Raw genomic sequence first — 19,311 nt, forward strand, 5'->3', positions numbered from 1 at the left:
ACGATTGACGGAGCCAGAATCAATGTCGAGCGAGCCATCCCAACGTGTCGAGGACAAACTATTCTACAACCGTTATCTTGTTGATTCCGGCCGCGCCCATATCAAGGTGCGGCCGCACGCCACGCCATCGTCGCAGCTGCTAGCCATGCTGAAGGCTTGCCCAGCACGGTGCTACGATCTCAACGATAAAGGTCATGTTGAGATTACAGTCGACGGGTGTCTCGAGTGCGGCACCTGCCGGGTGATCTGCGAAGAAAGCGGTGATATCAAGTGGAGCTACCCACGGGGCGGTTACGGTGTGCTATTCAAGTTTGGTTGAAGCTTCAGGGGAGGGCCTGGCTTTGGCAGGATGCGGCGTTGTCGCGATGCAACGAGATGCGCGGGACTCGAGATTCACCCGGGCACATTCAATCGCGGCCACGGGCAGGCCCTTGCATGAGACAACCGCAGCTTCCCAGCTTCCCCCCATAGTATTCCCGAAGATAGCCAAAGCGAGCGGATCCAAAACAAGGGCGCGACGCATTGTATCGCGGGGATATATCGTCGGCCGGAGAGCATTATGATGATTCGAGTACAAAAGAGCAGGGCAGCCGCTAACGCGCGGCGAGCAGAGGTAGGCCGTGAGAGTTCGGTTGGCGACATCCAGGCATGCATAGCCGAACTGAGAAGCTTGCCGCGCGAGAAGCTCGCGGATGCGGTGTTCATGCTCTCAATGAATGCAAGATGGCAGGGCGAGTTGATCCGACAGGCGATCGAGAAGCGCGCCGAGGTCGACTTGGACTTTGATCCGCCGGCGAATGCGGATTTGGCGACCTATCTCGCCAATGATGCGGTCTCGACCTTACGCCACCACGTTGTTGACCTTCCGGACTTGCTGGACTTCTTGGTTCAGCAAGCGCCTGACGTCTGCTTCACCGTCCATCGGGAGGAGGCCGTTTTGCTGCTTGCCGCAATCATTCGCGAACAGCGGCTCGAAGGAGTCCCTGAAGGCCTCAGGCTCGCCGGGCTGCTGAATGAGCCAGCGAAGGATCGTCATGCCGGGATCGGTTCGGAAGCGGACTTGAGGGGAGCCGCCGACTGCGTGTGAGTGTTCAGGGCGCTTTGAGAAAAGTCCCTGCAGAGAAGTCAAAACCGCGTCGAGAGTCCCGGCGTAGTTCCTTTCTCCTCCGTTTAACGTTTATCGCCGACGCGGAGCCGCTATGCACGCCCGGTCGCGGTCCCCGGCCGCGTCAAGCTCGGGACCTGAGTGAGCACGAGATTCGCAGTTCTGAGGTTTCGTGTTCAGTTGCAGCAAGCGCGGTGCGCAGCGCTGGCGGATCATGGAACTATTCACTAACAGGCTAGCAAGGGAAATCACGGCAGGACACGTCGGCCAAGCAGCGGCGACGTTTTTCCGTAGATGGCAGGCTTGCCGGGCGCAGTTGATCCATGTTCACTTTAGCGTCCGGTTTGGCGCCACGTCCTCCCGATCATGCGCATAGTAAGATGGTCTCAAGCTCTCGTATGCGCGAACGGCGCAAGACACAAAGTCGCGAACTCCGCAGAATGACACCATCTCGGCCGTGATTCTTGAGAACCACGGACTCGCGGTCATGCCAAGACGCCGCCTTTTGAGTTCGAGAGAGCCGCATTCGCCTCAGAAGAATGATGGAGTTCTCCAGGGCCTGACAAGACAAGGGCGTGGCACGGAAATAACAATCAAATTCCGCCGGGTAGCCCAGGCGACGTCCAGCAGATCGAGGACCAACAAAATGCCACTCCAGTCCATGGCGACCCTCCGTTGATGGGAGGGTCGTCCCCGCGGCTGATGTAGTGATGAGCTGCAGGGCCGAGCTTCGCCAGGACTCGCGATTCGCTTCGATCAGGCAGCGGCCAAACTGCTCTCAAAGATCAGCTCTCGGACGTTATTGGTTCAGCGAATTCACACGATCGACAAAGCAGAAAGCCGTCCGTTCCGTTCATGCGATCGGCAATGTTGCGAAAAGTCGCCCCTTCGAAGAGATCCTCGTACCTGTCGCGGAGGAGGTTGCCCAAGACGTGTCGTCGCTCAAAATCCATGCAGCAGAAAGTAACATCGCCGTTTGGGAGAAGAACATTACGATATTGCCGTTCGTCGGGACATGTTAGTGTTCCAACGATTGGTTGTCGTGCTTCAACCATCTCGAGTTCGCCGCTGCCACCTCTCCTGCGCTGCGGACGCAAGCGGACCAGCGCTTCGTCAGGAATGATGCCGACAAGTTCGGGATGAACCTCGCCCTTGACAACGAAGAGCAGTGATGAAATGTCGCCGTCGACAAGTTGCCGCATCAAATCGACATAGTTGCGCCTGACGAGACCACTATCCATATACGTGCCGTCATCAACAACCTGCACCAGGAAAACGCGGAACTGCAGCGCACGTAAGCGTCTTAGATCCTGCCCATTCATTCCGGCCAGGGTTGTGAAAATCCGGATTCCATGGCAGCACGCGTAGGCATGCTCAACCATTTCGGTGCAAGCCGGATTGAGCCAAGGCTGCGAAAACCCGGAAAAGCTGATGTCGACAGCTGCTGGTACGTGCGCCAGGCATCGCTTGAAATCTTGCAGAGAAAGATGCTTCACGTCGGATCTCGCTCTTTGCCGTTCGGCAAACCTGTCCTGCGAGCAATAAGTACATCCGACGACAGAGCCCGTTGTCGTACTTATCTCCAAGACCCTGCCGCCAGCGACTGCAGAGCGCAGCTCCTGTAGAGTCATCGATCTGACATTATCCACTTCCGCGCTCCTCGTTGGGAATAAGAATCTTGAGGGTGACCGTCGAGCTATATCCCTCAAGCCAGTTCGCTCATGCATCATTTCGTTCGTCGCCCATCAGCGCGACATGGCACCGTTGCAAGCGCGACCGCGAAAGATGAAGAAGGCGCCACGGCTCTCTCCGCCTAGTCCAGCAGGATCGGGCAGCTCCCGAGTGCGCTTGCATCGATGGGCTTGGCCTAGCGTCTCGTTTACTTCAACAAGCATCGCTCATGCCAGGCGATACTGTGCATAAGTCGAACACGTTCGCGATACATCTCGTCGTAATTGCGGCAACCGAGGCGCAGCTCTACGCGATCGATAGCGTACAATATGACCTTACGTACGATTCAAGCTCTTTCAGAACTGAGTTGAATTGCGGGTTTCTCTGAACATTCGGCGCCGTTGCCGCTGCCCCAAGCACCACGTCATCGTGATCGTGGTGGTCGGAATCCGCCGCGCGACGTTGGGATCGCGATTGCGAGTGCCCTCGGCCGCAGTCGACATCCGAAAATCTCCATCGTGCCTTCATGCGGCAAGTCGAGAATTTGAACGGTCGAGAACGCTAGTTTAATATAGGTGTGAGCTGGCGCTATTTGCGCGACTTGGGCTAAATAGCCGACTTGGATCCCGACTGTGCTCAAGCGAAAAGATGGTCGCTATGGCCCGTGAATTGCCGCATTCAGATTGCGCACTTGAAATCGATGGGCGACTCGAGACTGAATTAGCGACGAGAGACGGGGCCAAAACCGGCGCGCGAGCTGAAGAAGCGGTTTCCTATGCTTCGAGTCAGAATCCATGACGCGCAAACCAAGGCTCGAGAGGACGTCTAGCTAGGGCGAACGATCGCAGCCACCGACGTGCTGGCTTCTTACTGACAAATTGGTGTTTGAGATCTACATCGAGGCCACCACGGCGAACCAGGCCGGCGGCGGTATTGGTACAAGCTTGCTCACCCGAAAGAAGAACAACGCATTGGACGTATCTGCTCCGCATCTGTCGCGAGCCATCGGTCGATTTGCGATCGATTGGTTTGACGAGCCGGGAAGCGTTCTTGCATTCATCATCGACACTTGCCGGGTATGTGTGTGATCAACGCGGCGTGCGCAAGGCTTGGGCCAAATGGTGGGGCCGTTACCTTCGAACACACATCGGCATCGAAGACCGAAACCTCGTCTATCATAGTTTTCGGCATGGGTTTCAGGACGCGCTTCGCCGCGCTACACCCGATGAGGAATTGCGAGACGCCTTGGCAGGCCGCAGCGCCGCAGGGAAATCCGTCAGCCGGACCTACGGGGCCAGGCAGATGCTTCAGCGCTGGGGCATTCAGAGGCTGCAGGAGACGGTTTCCAATGTCAATTTTCCGGGTCTGGACTTGTCGGGTCCGCACGTCAGGACCTGTTAAGCGCACGCGCGGTGCCAAGGTAACCCGATGACCGGCAGGTAAGTCTACCTAGCACCTGAGTAATTAGCTGATGGACGAGAATCGCACGGGCTCGCCTTGTCAGGCTGTTCGGCGTTTGACCACACCTGAAGTGGCCGCTGCTGACTCTCTATGTTGCGGTCTGCTGAGCTTCATATCAGCTGGTCCCACTCTTTCAGCCTCCTCCTCACTCACTTGTTCGGCTTCTTCGAAGTTCTTTGATCTGGTCATTCCTTGTCGCATGGATCGGTCGACTTCCACTCTATATCTCGAGATTTCGTTATCGATCTCGTCAGCGCGTTTTAGAGCTGCCGTGTCTGCCTTGTTGCTTCGCAGTGCGACCTGCTCTTGGCGGAGTCCTTTAATTGTCTTACTTAACGTAGTGAGTGAATCGAAATTTTGATGGAGGACACTGCTGATTAGTTCGCCGGCCTCCTTGTCCCCCCGGGGCGCAGGCTGAATCCACGCATCGCCGTCCGTTCCACTAAACTCCAACCCCAAGGCACTGTTGAGCATTCCTCGCTTTTGCCACCCTACATACATCTGGCCGTCACACTCAAACAGTAAAGGGACTTCACTCGACTCTCGATCGAAACTCGTAATTGTGAAGGGTCGAATATCGTACAAGCAATTCCACGCATCGTGCTCAAATTGGTGCCGAAGTCGGTCAGGCGTCCGTAGCACAGCTGTGGAAATGATGTTTGAAAAAACGACATGAACTGGGACCAACAACTCTCTGATGCGACGAAGCTCTGTTATCTCCTCTGCTCGCGACTGGAATGCAACGTTGTGCGATAAGGGAGAATACAGGATACCGTCTCCCAGTTTCACCAGCTGCCGATGATTTCGCTCCAGCAAATCGACGATCCGATCAAGGGAGCGGCCAGTCGCAACGCCCGAAATGGCACTGTAGGTGGAGCCCACATTGCCCGCAGCCCCTAGCACCGCGAGTAGTGTCTCAATCATCGGATGATCCTCCCGTGTTCTAGCTTGATCGCTCGCTCCACCTCAATTTTTCGATGAGTCAACGAAGGAAATTGCGCCTGGAATTTACATCGACAGTCAGGATACGCCTTCCATCAACCGACACAAGCCTTTCACAGAGCATCAAAGGCTTCGCTGCGGTCACTCTTATTGTTGAAAGGGACGAGCGCGGGAATCGACTCGCATAGCTCAAACAAAATGACCGCACCTCAGGCTGCGAATGGAAAGCCTTGGTGCGGCCCTGTTGCTGTTACGCGACTTTCACCAGGAAGCCTTTGGTGGCTCGGTCTCGTCCTTCGACCTTGTAAAGAACGCCCAGCTCATGCAGCGCCGTCGCAACGTTGCTGGCGGCCTTCGCGAGGTCCTCCTTGAGTCTGGCGAATTGCCGTTGCGTCAGTGACAGTTGCGGGCGGACGTAGGAGAACGGCGTCTCTCCGGGCTCCCGTGTTCGCATCAGTTCAATCACAGCCTGAGCCACTGAGTTGTTGCGCGGCGCGTACACCTTGGGGCCATCCGGCTCGAAGTCCCACGCAGCCTCCTTGAGCCCCGGCATGTTGGTGTGAATGTCCTGCAGGATGGCATCACCGCGCAGTCCTTACGGAGCACAATGTGCACGTCAGCCTCCGCGCATCGCCTCTCAAGGTCGTTCACGCGCCTGATGCAAATGCGGTTGATGGCTTGGATCACCGATGCCGAAACGTCCTTCTGGGAGATGACCGCCAAGATGTTCTCGTATGTGCCGTGGCGCGGAGCCTTGAGCCACGAGAAATCCTTGGGGCCGTCGATGGCGAAAACGTTGTTGATCGGCCGGGTGGGATCTTGCCAGTAGAGCCCGAAGATCACGGCGACGTTGCAATCCTGCCAGTCGTTCTTGCCATCCACCGCGCCCCAATATTCCAGCATTGCCTCGACTAATGCATCTGCGACGGGGGACGGCATGCCTTCATAGCCAGATCAACGCTCTACGCTTCATGGCGGAACTGGTGTGAGAGGCGCGGCGTCGCGAAGGGCAGCTCTCAGCCTCTAGCAGGTGCACTTGCGGACGGCTTCACCAGCAGTGACCGTTCAGGGTAGTGGCAAATTTGCGAGGTCTTGGGCTGGTATGGCGGGGGCCGAAGAACGGGTACAATTCCCGTGACGGGCCGTTAGAAGGAGGAAAACATGGACAGCAAGTTATTGGCCGAGATCACAAAATATGCATTCGCATTTGACTTGCTCTTTCTTTTCGCGGCGCTGCTCTGGTGTTTCGTGATCCTTGCACTCATGGCGGCTTTGTACATGTTTGCCAGCGCAGGGGTGTTAATAACAAGCCGGCCGCACGATGTCGCGTTGGCGATATTCCTGGTGGCTATCGGAATCACAGCCACGGGACTTTGGGCAGGGTACTACTTCTGGCCTAACACCTCCATCGCATTGTTCCTGCTAAGCGCAGGCGGTGCCGTGGGCCTGTTAGCATACAGGATCAGAGCATGGTCTATAAAAGGAGGACTACCCGCTGGACATCGCTACACTTTCCGAAGCCCACTGCCCGCGTCACCCGAGGAAACGAAGCGCCAAGAAGACAGGGTGCTAAAGGTGACTCTCTTCATCTTCGGGCCATTCATCTGGCTGTTCGGAGTACAAGTTGCCATTCTCGGGCCGCTGTGGGTAGCTCATGCTCTGTGGGGCAACCCTTCGTGAGGCTCACTCACATATGCGGCTGGCTTCCTCCGCTGCGGCCATGCAACGCGGGTTCGGCGCTGAGAATGCGCTTGAGCCGCTCCAGCTAGTATATCCGCTGGGCCACTCCTGCATCTCTATGGCACGCCGGCTTCGGCAGGAAGCGAACGATAGCTTTGCCTGCGAGAGCCGTGACTCGCCAACGTCGCAGTTGGGTCAAAATCGGTCGTGAGGGACCCGCCTTCGAGTTCCGGTGTTGCGCTAGAAGCCGACGTGACCTCCCTAATCGGTGCGGGGTCGCGAGTAGCCGCGACCCTGCTTCTCGTCCACGCGGATGTTGCCCCGGTACTTCCAACCTAAGACGGCTTCCATGACCGTGCGAATCTTCTGCGCTTGCTCCTTCGTCCGCGCGGCCGTTGCGATGCTGAGCGCATCGAACAACTCGGTGGTATGCACGCGATCCGGCGGTAGCGGCTCGCTTTTGCAAGGAGATGAGTGAGGAGGACGTGTTGCGTGCGGCCCTAAACTTTGTCCTTGTCCCGAAATCGTTGGCAGAAAAAAAGGAGCTCTCAAAACGTTTCAATGTGATGAGACACCTTCTTGAGCACCTGAAAGTGGAAGTGGAGGACATTGCGACAGCGATCCGGAAACGTGGAGGGATCGAAAAGCTGGCCAGTATGGCTGCCAAACATCGCCAAGGCCAGAATGGTCAAACCAAGATGATGAAGGTGAACAAGATCGGGACGAGCCAGAGATCGCGGAAGAAAAGCGCAAGGCCGATGCCAAGTTTTGGCAGGCTCATTAGCGTCGGTCTTTCACCCAAACTGACCGAAAAGCTCGATCAATTTGCCGATCAAACTTGGATCAAAATGATCGGTTAATCATGAGCACAACAGCAGGCCAAGCCCCTACGGCTAGGCGCGGTTTGCCTTCTGCGGATTCGCGTTTTGGAATGTCTTCAGCGGCGTATAGCGGAACGACCTCCTTATTCGCGAGTCTGTTCCGGCACGCCCGGGAACTGTAGCGCGGTATCGACCTGCTCAAGCTGGCGTCGGATATCGCTTCGCTGATCGGCGTCTTCGGTAGCTCCAAGTAGTTCGAGGAGCTTTTCCTTTCGAGCAAGCAGGTTCCTGGTAACTGTCGTCACTCTCCGCCCTCCGCTGCTAAGATTGCCATCAAGCAGAAGCGCGCCGGCAAACCCATCACTGCGAACAGCGACCGCGTGGCGAGAAAGTCGTCGGTTTGATGGACGCGCTGCGCAAGAGCATTGGCAGCGAAAAACTCCAAGCCGGGCAAGAAGCCACGCAAGGTCGCGAGCGGTCAGAAGGAAATGCTCATGCCAACCGCCGGCAAGAAACCGGCCAAGGAAGCTGCCGCAAAGAAGCCGGCGGCCAAAGCAAGCGGAAGTCGGCCTGAGGCGAGGTCCTTGGACCCCTGGCCGATGCTCGACCGCTGCCATAACCATTTGAATGTAAAGTAATTGACTGCCTCGATTGCTGCCGATACCAACAGGAATACCAACAAAGATCACGCGCGGTATAGCTGACAAAAATAGAATAGCAGGCTCCCCAGCGTGTAGGCGCGCGCCATGCCGTTCCGATCCACCTCGCCTCGGCTGGAATCGAACCCTGCTCTGACTCGAGATCTCGGCCGAGATCGACCTAGCGTAATGTCGCGAGGTCAAGGGAGGGTCTTGTCATGCGAATCGGCGAACGATCCGAACCTCGTAAGGACGCCCGATTACTTGCTTCTTGAGCGTGCCGGCACATTCAACCTGGTGGCACATCTGAGCCCACGGCGTGGGTCCAACTCGCAATAGATCTGTCCCACTCAGTCGGCCGAGCAATAAGTCGGTGGATGCGGCGGGCGAACGATTTCGGGCGACGTCACATTCTCAACCGCGTCCTTGTCGCGATCGGAAGGTGCGCTTGCCAAAAAGGTGTTGGCCAGCGGTGTGCGGCTGCTTGGTAAATCGAAAAAAGCTGCCGCACAGAATGGTGCCATGTTTCAGCAGTTCGTACGGCGAAGGCCTCCATAGCGACGCAATCGCCGAGGAGTTGACGGCCGATTGCCTCTGCACCGTCCACCGCCGATGCTAAGGCGTTCGCAAGGCCTTGGGATGCGATCGGATCAAAGCTTGCGGCGGCGTCGCCGATTGCTAGCCAACCTTCACCGGTCGGATGATCGAGGAACGACGGCGAGGCGTCGACGCTCTGCACATGGCCGATACGAACCAGTTCCTTGGTCCAACGAGGAAGTGTGTTTGTGTTGTCGATCGCAGCGAGAAGGGCTGACCGCGCGGCGCCGCTTCGGGCGCGGGCGGGATCACCGGTGAACAGGGCGCACGTAAGCGTCTGCCCCGGGCCGCATACCGCGTACCACCATCCGACCGCAGTGGCTTCGACGGTCAGTGACGCCGGTTCGCTCTGCCTTTCTGTGTCGGGCGCGGACTGGATATGAACGGCGAGCAGGCGAAAGAGACACTTTCGTTTCGCGCCGAGCCGGCGAGCTAATGTCGACGTGGGCCCGCTTGCATCGACCACGAACGCCGCACGCAGGGAGGCCAGACCATTCCTCGAACGGCTCTGCACAGACCAATATCTATTGCAGCGGCTTAGACCGCGAACGTGATGGCCGGGAAAGACACGGACGCCGGCCCTCATGGCTCGGCTCACGAGCAACTGCTCGAGGGCGACGCGGTCGATCACCCAAGCGCGCCCACCCGGGTGACGGAGAAAATGCTCGCGGTCCGGCCGAGCCATCGACCATGCGCGATCGATGCATGCGAGGGGACATGCCAGATTGCCATTCGCTTCGATAACGTCGAGGAGACCGAGATGAGACAGAATAGGAATGGCGTTCGGCGTCAGTACCTCACCGGGCTTGCCCTTAGGCTGCAGGTCTTTCTCCAGGAGTGCGACGAGCAGACCCCGCTCCGCGAGAGCCGCGGCGGCGACCGCTCCCGCCGGGCCCGCGCCGACCACGAGAACGTCCCAGACGCGGTCGTCGTCCACGCCGTTCACACCTCGCCCTGACGGAACTGATGGCGCGGCGGCGTGGTCGCTTCGGGCGGCGCGTCGAGGCCCGCTTGGAACGGAGTCGGCTCCGGTGTCCGCTCCCGCAGCGCCTCGATCCGGGTAATCAAGGCAATTTTTTCGTCGGAGCCGGCATTCGCGCGATCGCGGCCAGTCTCCACGTGGACCGTTTCCGGGAAGCCAACCTCGCGCAGCGCCTGCGGCGTTTGGCGTGGTTCGACAATGCCGAGCGTTGCCCACAGCTGAACCATCTTGTCAATGCGCTCGTAATAGGTGCGGCCGCGCACGTCGCGCAGCCAGTCCTCCCGCAGCAACGCGTGCTTGAGACGCTGCAGCTTTGCCTCATCAAACGGATCGGTGAGGTTAGCGCTCGCTCGCTCGAAAGCGGCAGAGCTCAGCACTTGGTCGGGCACGCGCGCGCCCCAGAAGCTCGGGAACGACAAATATGTGCTAGGGGAGTAATCGGCGCTGGAGTTGCACGATGCTTCGTCGGTCTGCCAGGGCAGGCCGAGCCAGCGCGTGAGCGCACCGGGGCCCGCAGCTGTGATCGGGCCTGCGGGTCCGAGGCATGTGTCCCGCGTCAGTTGTGAACCGAAATCCTGGCGCACGGCCTCGCCCTCAGGGACAAGGTTCAATCTGTACAGCAGGCGATCGTCGTGTTGGGCCGCGTGATGCAGCGCCCACAGCTCAGGCCGCCGCATCGGCCATGTAAGCTCGATGCCTGGGTGGAACGGGCCGCCGAGGCACTCGGTCAGGCCCGCGCGCATCAGCTGAGATACTTGCGCATCGGCGGAGAGGGCCGCGAAGTCCGGTAGCGACGGTGGTCCCTGCCAATCGGACACAAACGTGCCCGCGGCCCACCGATCGAGGTGTACGAACATCGTAGGCGTGACCGACAGAAAGGTCAGATCGACGTCGCGGGCCTCACCAAAGAGGTCCCCGTATATGTAGGGTATCTGCCGTTGCGAGCCGGGGCCGGGAGATACCGGGCGGAACAAGGCACATACCTGTTGGCGCCATGACTTGTTCCCGGGACTGGCGTCGGCCAGGCGTGAGATCACCGAGACGGCCTGCGCATCGAGCGGCGACCCCACGCCGTGCGCGACAAGGAATCCGTGATTGATCCACTGCAGTGCGGTTAGACGGTCGAAGATCGGCCAAACGTCGTGCGAGAAACTTGTCGTCATCGGTCGGGCGAGCCAGCCGGCTGCCATGAACGCCTCCCGGACGGTGTCGTCCATCGTCACGAGACCGTTAAGGCCGGGCGCGAAATTGGGCGGCGTGACGACCACATAACCGGGATCAGCTTCGAATTCCGTGGTGCCCACGGTTACGCGCGCGCGCACCGGCCCGTCGCATGTGTCGTCATACCAACGATCGTTGTTGGCGAAGGTGACGGGGCGCATACTGGTGTAGAACGGCGCCGACTTGCCAAAACCGCCCAGGAAAATGAGCCGCCCGGCGTCGTCGGTTCGTAGCTCGCCAAGCGTGACGAAGAAATTGAGAATCTGCCCATCGTCGAAACGGAATTCGGGCCCGGACAGGTTCAGACCGCCGATCTGCCGCGCTGCCGGGCGAATGTCGAGCTCACGCCGCCGAGCATAGTCCACGTTGCGCCGCGCCGCTGGAACCACGAACTGCGCCGGCAGGTCCATGGCCTGGTTGAACTGGTACCAGCCGGCTTTGAGATTGGCGACTTCAACGCGCCAGGAGATCTTCACGTCCGGGCCCTGGACGAGTTCGATGGTCTCTCCTGACTTCAGCCGCGCATAGACGTGGAAGCGCACCCCTTGGCGTTTAATCTCGCCGGCCGCAGTCTGAAACCCGCCGCGCGCATCGGGCGTTCCGCCGATCACCTCGGGCGCCAGCGTGTAGTCGTCCTGCCCCTGCGCGTTGCCCAGGCGCGCAATGCCGATCGGCGGATAGACGCCTATCCAGGCAATCTCGGATGCACTCACGCCCGCCATGTCGTCCCCCCGGTATGCTGCCGCCTATTCCTTGAATCTAAGGTCCATCTCGTCTTCAGCGATGATGCTGTCGTCAAAGCCGGTCGAGCGCAGCACACGAACCGTGGCACGCTCCGCGGTAGGAAACTGGTTGCGGTCAAGCACGACCTTCGGGCTCTTCTGGCCAACGGCGATCGTTTGCCATGTTTTCTCGCCGTCAGGCCGCACCTGGATCGTGTAACTGACGCCCGGCTCATCGGGGGCGGCCATGGACATCGATCGCTTTTCGGGATGTCCAGGCGGCCCCGCGCCCATTTCCAATCCTTGAGACCGGGCTGCCACGGTGGGTTCCGAAGAACCTGCCTCGAACGTGTTTACAACCTTGCCATCGTGCAGCAGCACGAGACGGGCCATGCCCTGCGCATACGATACGTTCTGGTCGATCAGCCCGGCCTTCGATGCATGGTCGTCGCTGGGAAGGAGAATGGTTGGCCGCACGCGGCTCAGCTCCTTCCCATCCGCCGCTTCCACGACGAGTTCGAACCCGGTGCCTTGCGGCGCCTGGTTGGCGGGTGGAGCCGCGCCTGCCGTTGCTGATTGGCTTGCGGCCGCGGTGGCCGGATTGACATAAAGGAATTCGCCCGTACCTGATCCGATGTCGACGGATCCGACGACGTGAATAACTTTGTTCTCGTATGACATCATTCGCCTCCTGATCGTCCGCCGGTATCACGCGTTCGGCGGAGCGAGCGCCGTATCCTCATGGACCAGGCGATCGTGAATGGCCTCATAAGTATACGCCGAGAGCCACTGGCTGTCGGCATAGGTCATCACATCGTGATGGATGTTCCCCGGCAGCGCCCGCATCTGCAGCCCGAGGGCGGGGTCGCCGAGATCGAAGCCCACGAATTCCTGCGCTGGTGAGCTAATCAAGCCACCGGCATAGGGAAAGGTCGTTTCGAGGTTGTCTCGGGGCTGGCCCGTCCCCTGAACAGGATCAAAGGTCGGGAAGCCCGGGTGCCGGCGCTGGAACGTGTGGCCAAGTTCGTGCGCGCCGTACCAGTCCGCGAAACTCGCGTCGCTGTCGCCGGTCCAGCCGTTAGGCACGCCGCAGGGGCCGCATGCCACCGCCCCGAAGATGGTGGTCGCCTCATCGTAAAGGGCGCTGCCGCGCATGAAGCTTTTGCCCGCCTCATTGTCAACCAGGCCATAATAATGGGTCCGTGGATCCATTCCGGATGAAATCTCTCGCATGCGCAGGGCCGATAGTTGGGCGTTGACCAGGATCGACTGATTGCCCCCGAATGGCGGCCTAAGGCGGTCGCCATCGATGACAATCTGTGACCATTCGAGCGCGGCGACCGGGTAGGCCCGCGTCAGATAGGACCGAAGGTAATCGAAATGGATTGCGCCCGGTGTGATCGTCGCCGTCGGGGCGTTCGTGCTGCGATAGCGAAGCCCGATCGCCCGGATGCGCAACACCGGCGCTGCGACGAAATTGGCGCTCATCGCCGGTTGCGCCGCGAGTGGCAGCTTCTCTCCTCCCGGCACATTGAGGTGGTCGAGACGGAGTTCGATCGATCCGGCGCCGAGCGCGTCGGCCGGAAGAACAAAATTCAGGCTTTCGGCGACATCGAAGCGTTGTCCCATGAGATCGGGCGTGCTCGCCGGATCCAGCTTCACGCGGTTCATCGCCGCGAGATAGAAAGCGCCGCCGTTGGCGCGTCGCCACGTAATCTCGCCAGTCACCAGCGTCGAGGCAGCGACCGTGGCGGGGTCGAGGTAGACGCGCACGATTGTGGGTTTGCCGGCAATGAGCCGCACACGGTTGTCGAGCGCCTGGATGACCTGCACGATCTCGACGCCACGCACGCCGACATTGGCCGCCGAGCCCGTCCCCGCTGGAGCCAAGGCCGCTGCCGCCATTCGTGCCCGGCGCGGCCTCCTGATGGTTGGCTGTTCGTAGGGCGAGGACCCCACCGGATCATATTTCGGCGCCGCCCTGCCGCTGGAGCTCGGCGCATCCGCCGCTGACTTTCTTGGCCGTCGCGCACGTGGTTTTGTGGTCAAGGCGCCCTCCCTTCTCTTCTACACCAGTCACGCTTGGTGTTGCGCATGGCTACCGCGCGATGTTCCCTCAACTTTGGTCAGCGCGCTCGATGACGAAATGATCACGCGTTATACGTTGCGCTAAAGTGTCAATCGCTTCACAGGCTTGATGCCACTCGGCGAATATTTCGGCACTGAGCGGCAGCGGATGCTCGTCGGGCTGAAACGTCGTCCCGAGCGGATAAAGCTCGCCGGGCGTCCTTGTCATCTCAATATGATTTCCGAGCACGAGTGAAACCGGGTGCTCGGATGCGAACGCCGCAAGGCGCGCCGCGCTGCGTCGATAAGCCGCCCAGTCGGCAACAGTCAGCAGGCCAGGGTAGAGCGTGTCCCCGGTCAGCAGAGCCTGCATGCGAGGGTCATAGACGGCGATGTGATCGGAAACGTGGCCTGGAAGGGGCAACACGACCAGCGCACGGCTGCCGAGATCGAGCGTGGCTTGCCCTTCCGGCCAAGCGGGGAGATTGAACGCGTGCTGAACCGCGCCTACGCCGCGGCCGATAACCCTTGTCTGGGGCCGCCCGGCAAACTGCCTGTCCCAGAGGACATGATCGCCGTGGCCATGTGTGTGCGCTATAATAAGCTCGCTGATGGCGCGACCTTCTTCGGCACGCGGTGACAGCAGCATATCGACGGCCTCGCGGATCGGCAGGATTTTCCGTGGGTCGCCGTCGTCGGGACCGGCCCCCGTATCGAACAGCACGGCCTTCTCGCTGCCCATCAGCAGGTACATGAACGGTGCTTCGAAACTGAAGCACTTGCTCTGCCGGAGCACATGGGTGTCGTCATCGACCGACACCACTTGCAGCGGCGGATCGGTGCTCGCCGCGCAATCAGCGGAGCCGTGGATCCAACTGACCTCGTCAATACGGAGCGGCACGGCTTGCCCCTAGAGCCGTCCGCGCGTGTCGCCGGCCGAAAGCACCGCGCCCACCGAAAGCGGCCCGCCAGGACCGCCGGCGGCACCCGCGCCGTCGCCGACGCAGCCGCGAACCGGCTGCGCCGTACTCTGGCCGATGCGCGTTGCGAGCGCCCGGATCGTCATTTGAATCCGGTCTGCGATCTGGCCACCGAACTGGATCGCTCTTCCGTCGATTAGTACATCGCCCAGCACGTAATTGCGGTCGCTCGGCACTTCGATGACGGCTCGGACCGGACGTTCTGGACTTCCGCGCGTATACTTCCAGAAAGCGGCAGGATCGCTGCCGTCGGGGGTTTCCCATTCCTGCGTGTCCAGGCCGCCGAAATAGATGCCGACAGGGTTGGCGACAGTGACGTCTGCCTTGCTACGCGCATGAAAGTTCACGCGCGCGCCGATGAACGGGTCGCTGTGTCGCTGTTCGGCGCCGTATCGGCCACACCGGATCAATTCCAGGGTATCGACCATTGGCGAACCATCGGCGCGCAGCCGCGTAACCGTTGCCGCGCCCGCGATCTCGATCTCGGCGCCCAGTGTGTTGTTCCTCTGCACGAGGTGCATGGCCCCGTTGGAGGTTGAATTGTTGAAGCGGTTGCGCAGGATGTAGGCGCCCGATGGGGTGAAGAGGTCTGCCTGCGTTGCCGAGGCGTCGACATGTTGCTTGTAGAGTGCGAGCGTTTGGGTCGGGTCGGTTGCGGCGAGAAAGCGCCAGTACTCCGGCCCTTCGCAGGTAAACGTGACCCGCGTGATCTTGTTCGTGCCGGATTGCCGGGTCACGCTCCACTCACAGTACTCGTCCTGAACGTCGCGTGAGGCATCGGCGTTGCGCCAGCGTTCCATGTCGGAGCCGCTGCTAATCTGGACGATGCGGGGGAACGCCGTCCATTTAACGTCCTCGACTGCCGTGTCGGATCCCGGCTCGACCTTGGCGGCATTGAAGAACTGTGCCCGGGGCGAGTCGAACGGATCGCCGCTACCCTCTTGAGCGGAGTTCAGCGCGTCGGAAATGAACTGATGCCAGGCATCGCGTTGGGCCGGTCCGAAATCGTCCAGAAAACCCGGTGGGTCAAATCGTTGCAACGCCATGTTCACCTCCCTGATGACTGCGCGACAGGACCGGAAATCTCATCGTTCGACCACCTCGGCATCCCTGGTTACTGCCAGGGGCGGCGCGTTCTCGTCGATGTTGCTGAACGGTAGCGTCAGGCCGAATTCAGCTATCTTGCGCTTGCGGAAAGCGCGCCTGCGCCAATCGGCGACACGCATGAAATCGAGAACGCCTTGCGACGTCGCGAGACGCGCGCGCACTTTGACAACGAACGCGTCAAGCTCCGCGGCGGCCCGTGTGCGCATCGCTGCCTCGTCCAGCGTCAGGTAGTCGGCTGCGATGCGTTCCGGTGCCTCCGGAGGCAGGCCGGCCGCGGCGATGTTGATGTTCCTGCGCGTTTCGGCCTCGATCTGGCCTGCTGGCGTTGTCCCCGCCGGGACGTACTGCAGCAGACTTTCACGCGCGGCCGAGTCAGTCGGATTCCAGGCGTCCACCATCAGGAGCCCAAGCGCAAAGCCGGGAGAAAGGATGCCTCGTCGCGTGAGCTCGCCCACGACCACGCAGTCCTCGAATGCCCGCTCCGAAACCGGCCAGGCAAAGAAGGCATCGCCGGCCTGCTGGAAGCCCGCATCCGAGCGCTTCAGCACGAGCCCGAGTGCGGCGACGGCGCTTTCGTAGTCCGGTCGTCGCACCTGAAACGCCTGGCCGAGTCCGGTGATATCGAGCGCGAGCTGGTTGACGATGCTCTCGACGTCGAAGAAGAAAGTGGCCGGCAGTCCGAACTCAGGCTTGCTCCCGCGGCTTCGCTCCTCGCTTGAGACGATGTTGACGGATGTGGCCGCGAGCAGGTGGCGCAACAGCTCCCTGGGCGCCGCGACACCGCCTGGCGCGCCGAGCAGGCGATCAAGGCGCGCGCGGGTCCAGCGTTGAACGGCCGGTCGTACCACCCGCCGCTCCAAAATGTCCGCGCTCTCGCGGGCAGCGAAAAGCGGATCGGTCCTCACCGGGTGATCTGGCGGAAAGGACTCAAGCGGGATCTCCTGCGCTGTGCTGTTCCAGTGCAGCCAGGGCAAGCGCAGTTCTTTCATGACCAGCGTGCCATTCACGTGGCTATCGAATGGCCCTTTGCCCCGCGCTGCATCATCGAACGCGTGCCAGGAGGAGCCTTCCCACAACCATGCGTCTCCTGCGCGCTCGTAGAAATGAAACACCTTGTTGCGGCTGTCCCAGCCAGCGACCTGCAGAAAAGCGGTCGGATCGGTCGCGGGCGGTCGCGTGCTGACCAGAACTGTTGGTCCATTGGCGGAACGGCCGCGGGTGACCACGTAGCGGACACTCCTTGGCAGCCGCGAGTTCGCTTCGTTGAATGGAATCTGGCCGGCTTCCGCGACGACGAAGACCATTTGCTCAGGCAGGCCCTCGGGGGCGTCATTCGACTCGTTCAGGACGGCGAGGAGTTCGGCAGTCGTCCCTGGGAAGCGCCCGCGCGCCAGTACGAGCTCGAAAAAGGGGTCGCCCAGGGACGCGCGCTCGCCGTCTGTCATGGGTCGGCCTCCATTGGGATCTATACCGACCACTCTGGCGCGAAGGCTGGATGGAGATGAACCCGCGGAGTCGGAGGGACGATCGAGTCCCGCCGCGGCATACGATAGAGGATGGGAGCGTGTAGGATTAAGCGGATCTTGGCCGAGACTCATGGTGAGCCTCCCTTCCGACGCCTTTGGTGCTTGCCCTTCCAACCATCAGCGTCCCCCAATTTCATGAAGTATTCTTGTCACAATCTAATATGGTATTGACTATCTACTGATGCCTCGGGTTGCGCAACAATTTATTGCTGATTGCCACGCGCGGAATGTCGCAGAACCGCTTACGATGCTGCAGCGCGAACAATTGCGGATCTCGCTTTTGCCACATTGCGATTCGTTGCGGGGCCAAGAGATCGAAATCGCTGCCGATGCACGGTGGCTGCCTTTCGTAAGGTCAGCCGCTAGACCGAGCCCGCATCCCAGCGCGAAAGCCGAACGAAATCGTGGCAGTCGCAATTAGAAGCGGGACACACTACGCTTGGATGCACTGCGCCGTCGGCGTCGAAAAGCGAATTATTTTCGACGGCGGATAGGGGGTAGCTAACCAAATGCCGCCGAAAATCGCCCTTACGAGATTGCTATTTTTCAGAAGTCTACGTTTCGACACGCCCAAGCGCGTCGAGAAACGTCGCATGGTCATCTCGCTGGGTGACCATGCCATCTGGCCCTAAACATGGGGGGCTTGAATTGGACCTTCGGGTCCTGCTACGGCATTCGAATATTGAAATTGAATGGGCACCGTTCGAGTGCCATTGGTGAGATTCACCTCCTTCATCACGCGGCTCAGATTCGCACCAGCCTCGGTTATTGGGAAGTCGCCGCACTCTTCACCCTGCGCGGACGTCCATCCGAGAAACTTGACCGCATTGGGGCTGCTGCCGGCCCGAATGGCATCCTCCACGTCGGGGTCGGTCCGCGCCTCGTTCAGTTCGTGATAAAACGTCGCAACGATGTTTTTCCAGGGCTGATCGAACGCGACGATCCCGTTATCGGGTCCGCTCGGCCGCGTTTCGGAGAAGACGCCGATAGCGTAGTAGATCGTGACCTTGCTGGTCGGATGGATTGAGCCATGATAGCCGCCCAACCCTCGCAGGGAGCTGGCTTCATCCTCGACGGGAATAACAGCGGCGGCGGTATTGCCGACCGGGCTGATTGCAGTCGTCGGATCCTCGTCGGTCGTCAAGATCGTTCCGCTCGGCAGCAGGAAATTGAAGACGGTCGAGCCGAAATCGAAACCCTGCAGCGCGCCCTGCTGGAAAAGGCTGTTGACCAGCTGTTCGACGTCGCCTTGCGAGAACTGGGATGGCCTTGCGCCAGGCAGAATGTGCGAGGGCTGGAACGTTGTGGTGATCGGCTTGTTCTTGAAATACTGCATCATGACGTTGTTCAAGTTGGTGTCCGCCATCGCGGCTGCCAAAGCGTCGTCGATATTCTTGATGTCGTTTGCCGCCCATGACGATGCGCCACCGATATAGAAATTGGTATAGACGAGGTCCTGGATGATATTTCCACCGTGATTGATCAGATTGTGCGTGGGAGTTGGCGCGAATGTCGACGCGGTCGCCGCTACAACGGCGGCCATCGGCGCGGCCATGCCCCGGTAATACTTTTCAGCCGGCGAACCCGAAGTGGTAACAACGTTCATCGGACGAAATTTGACCGCCCTCTTGATTGATCTCTTGGTGGTTGATTTCTTGGACTTGCCCGATTTCGCTTTCGTAACTGACTTCTTCTTTGTAACCGAGTTCTTCGTCTTTGCCTTGGCCATGAGACTTTCCACTCCTTAAGTAACTCGACATCCGGGCCATCGATATCGTCGCGCGCGTTCGC

17 protein-coding genes and 1 pseudogene are annotated in these 19,311 nt (G+C 60.0%); 6 read left to right on the forward strand and 12 right to left on the reverse strand.

Annotated features, from left to right (window positions below):
• The first annotated feature begins 22 nt into the window (after positions 1-22).
• Both ABIB66_RS38920 and ABIB66_RS38925 read left to right on the forward strand, forming a co-directional pair.
• Positions 23-319, forward strand: a complete 297-nt coding sequence (locus tag ABIB66_RS38920; RefSeq protein WP_354258667.1) for a ferredoxin family protein — start codon at positions 23-25, stop codon at positions 317-319.
• A gap of 240 nt (positions 320-559) precedes the next feature.
• Complete coding sequence (locus tag ABIB66_RS38925; protein ID WP_354258670.1) at positions 560-1,087, forward strand: hypothetical protein; 528 nt, start codon at positions 560-562, stop codon at positions 1,085-1,087.
• Positions 1,088-1,890: 803 nt separating this feature from the next.
• Here ABIB66_RS38925 and ABIB66_RS38930 read toward each other — a convergent pair.
• Positions 1,891-2,601 (reverse strand): SPASM domain-containing protein, encoded by a 711-nt coding sequence (locus tag ABIB66_RS38930; protein WP_354258673.1) that lies wholly within the window; start codon positions 2,599-2,601, stop codon positions 1,891-1,893.
• A gap of 1,056 nt (positions 2,602-3,657) precedes the next feature.
• On the opposite strand from ABIB66_RS38930, the gene ABIB66_RS38935 reads away from it, so the two are divergent.
• On the forward strand, positions 3,658-3,864 hold the full coding sequence (locus ABIB66_RS38935; protein ID WP_354258676.1) for a hypothetical protein: 207 nt from the start codon (positions 3,658-3,660) through the stop codon (positions 3,862-3,864).
• 412 nt (positions 3,865-4,276) lie between these two features.
• Here ABIB66_RS38935 and ABIB66_RS38940 read toward each other — a convergent pair whose 3' ends face one another.
• Both ABIB66_RS38940 and ABIB66_RS38945 read right to left on the reverse strand, forming a co-directional pair.
• Positions 4,277-5,161 (reverse strand): hypothetical protein, encoded by an 885-nt coding sequence (locus tag ABIB66_RS38940; protein WP_354258679.1) that lies wholly within the window; start codon positions 5,159-5,161, stop codon positions 4,277-4,279.
• A gap of 268 nt (positions 5,162-5,429) precedes the next feature.
• A complete protein-coding gene (locus tag ABIB66_RS38945) occupies positions 5,430-5,732 on the reverse strand; it encodes a hypothetical protein (RefSeq protein WP_354258682.1) in 303 nt (100 codons plus the stop codon).
• A gap of 608 nt (positions 5,733-6,340) precedes the next feature.
• Here ABIB66_RS38945 and ABIB66_RS38950 point away from each other — a divergent pair.
• The gene (locus tag ABIB66_RS38950; RefSeq protein ID WP_354258685.1) at positions 6,341-6,859 is read left to right on the forward strand and encodes a hypothetical protein; all 519 of its coding nucleotides are present in this window, start codon (positions 6,341-6,343) and stop codon (positions 6,857-6,859) included.
• A 261-nt stretch (positions 6,860-7,120) separates the two neighbouring features.
• Here the strand turns inward: ABIB66_RS38950 and ABIB66_RS38955 are convergent, their stop codons facing one another.
• Positions 7,121-7,294 (reverse strand): hypothetical protein, encoded by a 174-nt coding sequence (locus ABIB66_RS38955; protein WP_354258688.1) that lies wholly within the window; start codon positions 7,292-7,294, stop codon positions 7,121-7,123.
• A gap of 35 nt (positions 7,295-7,329) precedes the next feature.
• On the opposite strand from ABIB66_RS38955, the gene ABIB66_RS38960 reads away from it, so the two are divergent.
• Together ABIB66_RS38960 and ABIB66_RS38965 are read left to right on the forward strand one after the other, a co-directional pair.
• Positions 7,330-7,719, forward strand: a complete 390-nt coding sequence (locus tag ABIB66_RS38960) for a hypothetical protein (protein WP_354258691.1) — start codon at positions 7,330-7,332, stop codon at positions 7,717-7,719.
• Between the two features lie 293 nt (positions 7,720-8,012).
• A pseudogene (locus ABIB66_RS38965) lies at positions 8,013-8,237 on the forward strand (non-homologous end joining protein Ku); the annotation flags it as partial.
• A gap of 487 nt (positions 8,238-8,724) precedes the next feature.
• Here ABIB66_RS38965 and ABIB66_RS38970 read toward each other — a convergent pair.
• From ABIB66_RS38970 to ABIB66_RS39005, 8 genes are all read right to left on the reverse strand, one after another.
• Entirely contained in the window at positions 8,725-9,852 is a 1,128-nt protein-coding gene (locus tag ABIB66_RS38970) for an NAD(P)/FAD-dependent oxidoreductase (RefSeq protein ID WP_354258694.1), read from the reverse strand.
• A 5-nt stretch (positions 9,853-9,857) separates the two neighbouring features.
• A complete protein-coding gene (locus ABIB66_RS38975) occupies positions 9,858-11,840 on the reverse strand; it encodes a LodA/GoxA family CTQ-dependent oxidase (RefSeq protein ID WP_275173112.1) in 1,983 nt (660 codons plus the stop codon).
• A gap of 24 nt (positions 11,841-11,864) precedes the next feature.
• Positions 11,865-12,521 (reverse strand): hypothetical protein, encoded by a 657-nt coding sequence (locus tag ABIB66_RS38980; RefSeq protein WP_354258698.1) that lies wholly within the window; start codon positions 12,519-12,521, stop codon positions 11,865-11,867.
• A 27-nt stretch (positions 12,522-12,548) separates the two neighbouring features.
• The gene (locus ABIB66_RS38985; RefSeq protein ID WP_354258701.1) at positions 12,549-13,745 is read right to left on the reverse strand and encodes a hypothetical protein; all 1,197 of its coding nucleotides are present in this window, start codon (positions 13,743-13,745) and stop codon (positions 12,549-12,551) included.
• Positions 13,746-13,956: 211 nt separating this feature from the next.
• On the reverse strand, positions 13,957-14,808 hold the full coding sequence (locus ABIB66_RS38990; RefSeq protein ID WP_354258704.1) for an MBL fold metallo-hydrolase: 852 nt from the start codon (positions 14,806-14,808) through the stop codon (positions 13,957-13,959).
• 9 nt (positions 14,809-14,817) lie between these two features.
• Positions 14,818-15,933, reverse strand: coding sequence for a DUF8225 domain-containing protein (locus ABIB66_RS38995; RefSeq protein WP_354258707.1), 1,116 nt, complete (start codon positions 15,931-15,933; stop codon positions 14,818-14,820).
• Positions 15,934-15,972: 39 nt separating this feature from the next.
• Complete coding sequence (locus tag ABIB66_RS39000; RefSeq protein ID WP_354258710.1) at positions 15,973-17,439, reverse strand: hypothetical protein; 1,467 nt, start codon at positions 17,437-17,439, stop codon at positions 15,973-15,975.
• A 709-nt stretch (positions 17,440-18,148) separates the two neighbouring features.
• Positions 18,149-19,249: a hypothetical protein gene (locus ABIB66_RS39005; protein WP_354258713.1), complete on the reverse strand. Its 1,101-nt coding sequence runs from the start codon at positions 19,247-19,249 to the stop codon at positions 18,149-18,151.
• Positions 19,250-19,311 lie beyond the last annotated feature (62 nt).

The organism is Bradyrhizobium sp. F1.13.3 (genome assembly GCF_040548265.1).
Taxonomy (GTDB): domain Bacteria; phylum Pseudomonadota; class Alphaproteobacteria; order Rhizobiales; family Xanthobacteraceae; genus Bradyrhizobium.

Coding starts and splice junctions, on each gene's coding strand:
- ABIB66_RS38940 (WP_354258679.1), bottom strand. CDS start 5,161: ATGATTGAGACACTACTCGCGGTGCTAGGGGCTGCGGGCAATGTGGGC.
- ABIB66_RS39000 (WP_354258710.1), bottom strand. CDS start 17,439: ATGACAGACGGCGAGCGCGCGTCCCTGGGCGACCCCTTTTTCGAGCTC.
- ABIB66_RS38985 (WP_354258701.1), bottom strand. CDS start 13,745: ATGGCGGCAGCGGCCTTGGCTCCAGCGGGGACGGGCTCGGCGGCCAAT.
- ABIB66_RS38980 (WP_354258698.1), bottom strand. CDS start 12,521: ATGTCATACGAGAACAAAGTTATTCACGTCGTCGGATCCGTCGACATC.
- ABIB66_RS38950 (WP_354258685.1), top strand. CDS start 6,341: ATGGACAGCAAGTTATTGGCCGAGATCACAAAATATGCATTCGCATTT.
- ABIB66_RS38960 (WP_354258691.1), top strand. CDS start 7,330: ATGAGTGAGGAGGACGTGTTGCGTGCGGCCCTAAACTTTGTCCTTGTC.
- ABIB66_RS38920 (WP_354258667.1), top strand. CDS start 23: ATGTCGAGCGAGCCATCCCAACGTGTCGAGGACAAACTATTCTACAAC.
- ABIB66_RS38925 (WP_354258670.1), top strand. CDS start 560: ATGATGATTCGAGTACAAAAGAGCAGGGCAGCCGCTAACGCGCGGCGA.
- ABIB66_RS38945 (WP_354258682.1), bottom strand. CDS start 5,732: ATGCCGGGGCTCAAGGAGGCTGCGTGGGACTTCGAGCCGGATGGCCCC.
- ABIB66_RS39005 (WP_354258713.1), bottom strand. CDS start 19,249: ATGGCCAAGGCAAAGACGAAGAACTCGGTTACAAAGAAGAAGTCAGTT.
- ABIB66_RS38975 (WP_275173112.1), bottom strand. CDS start 11,840: ATGGCGGGCGTGAGTGCATCCGAGATTGCCTGGATAGGCGTCTATCCG.
- ABIB66_RS38995 (WP_354258707.1), bottom strand. CDS start 15,933: ATGGCGTTGCAACGATTTGACCCACCGGGTTTTCTGGACGATTTCGGA.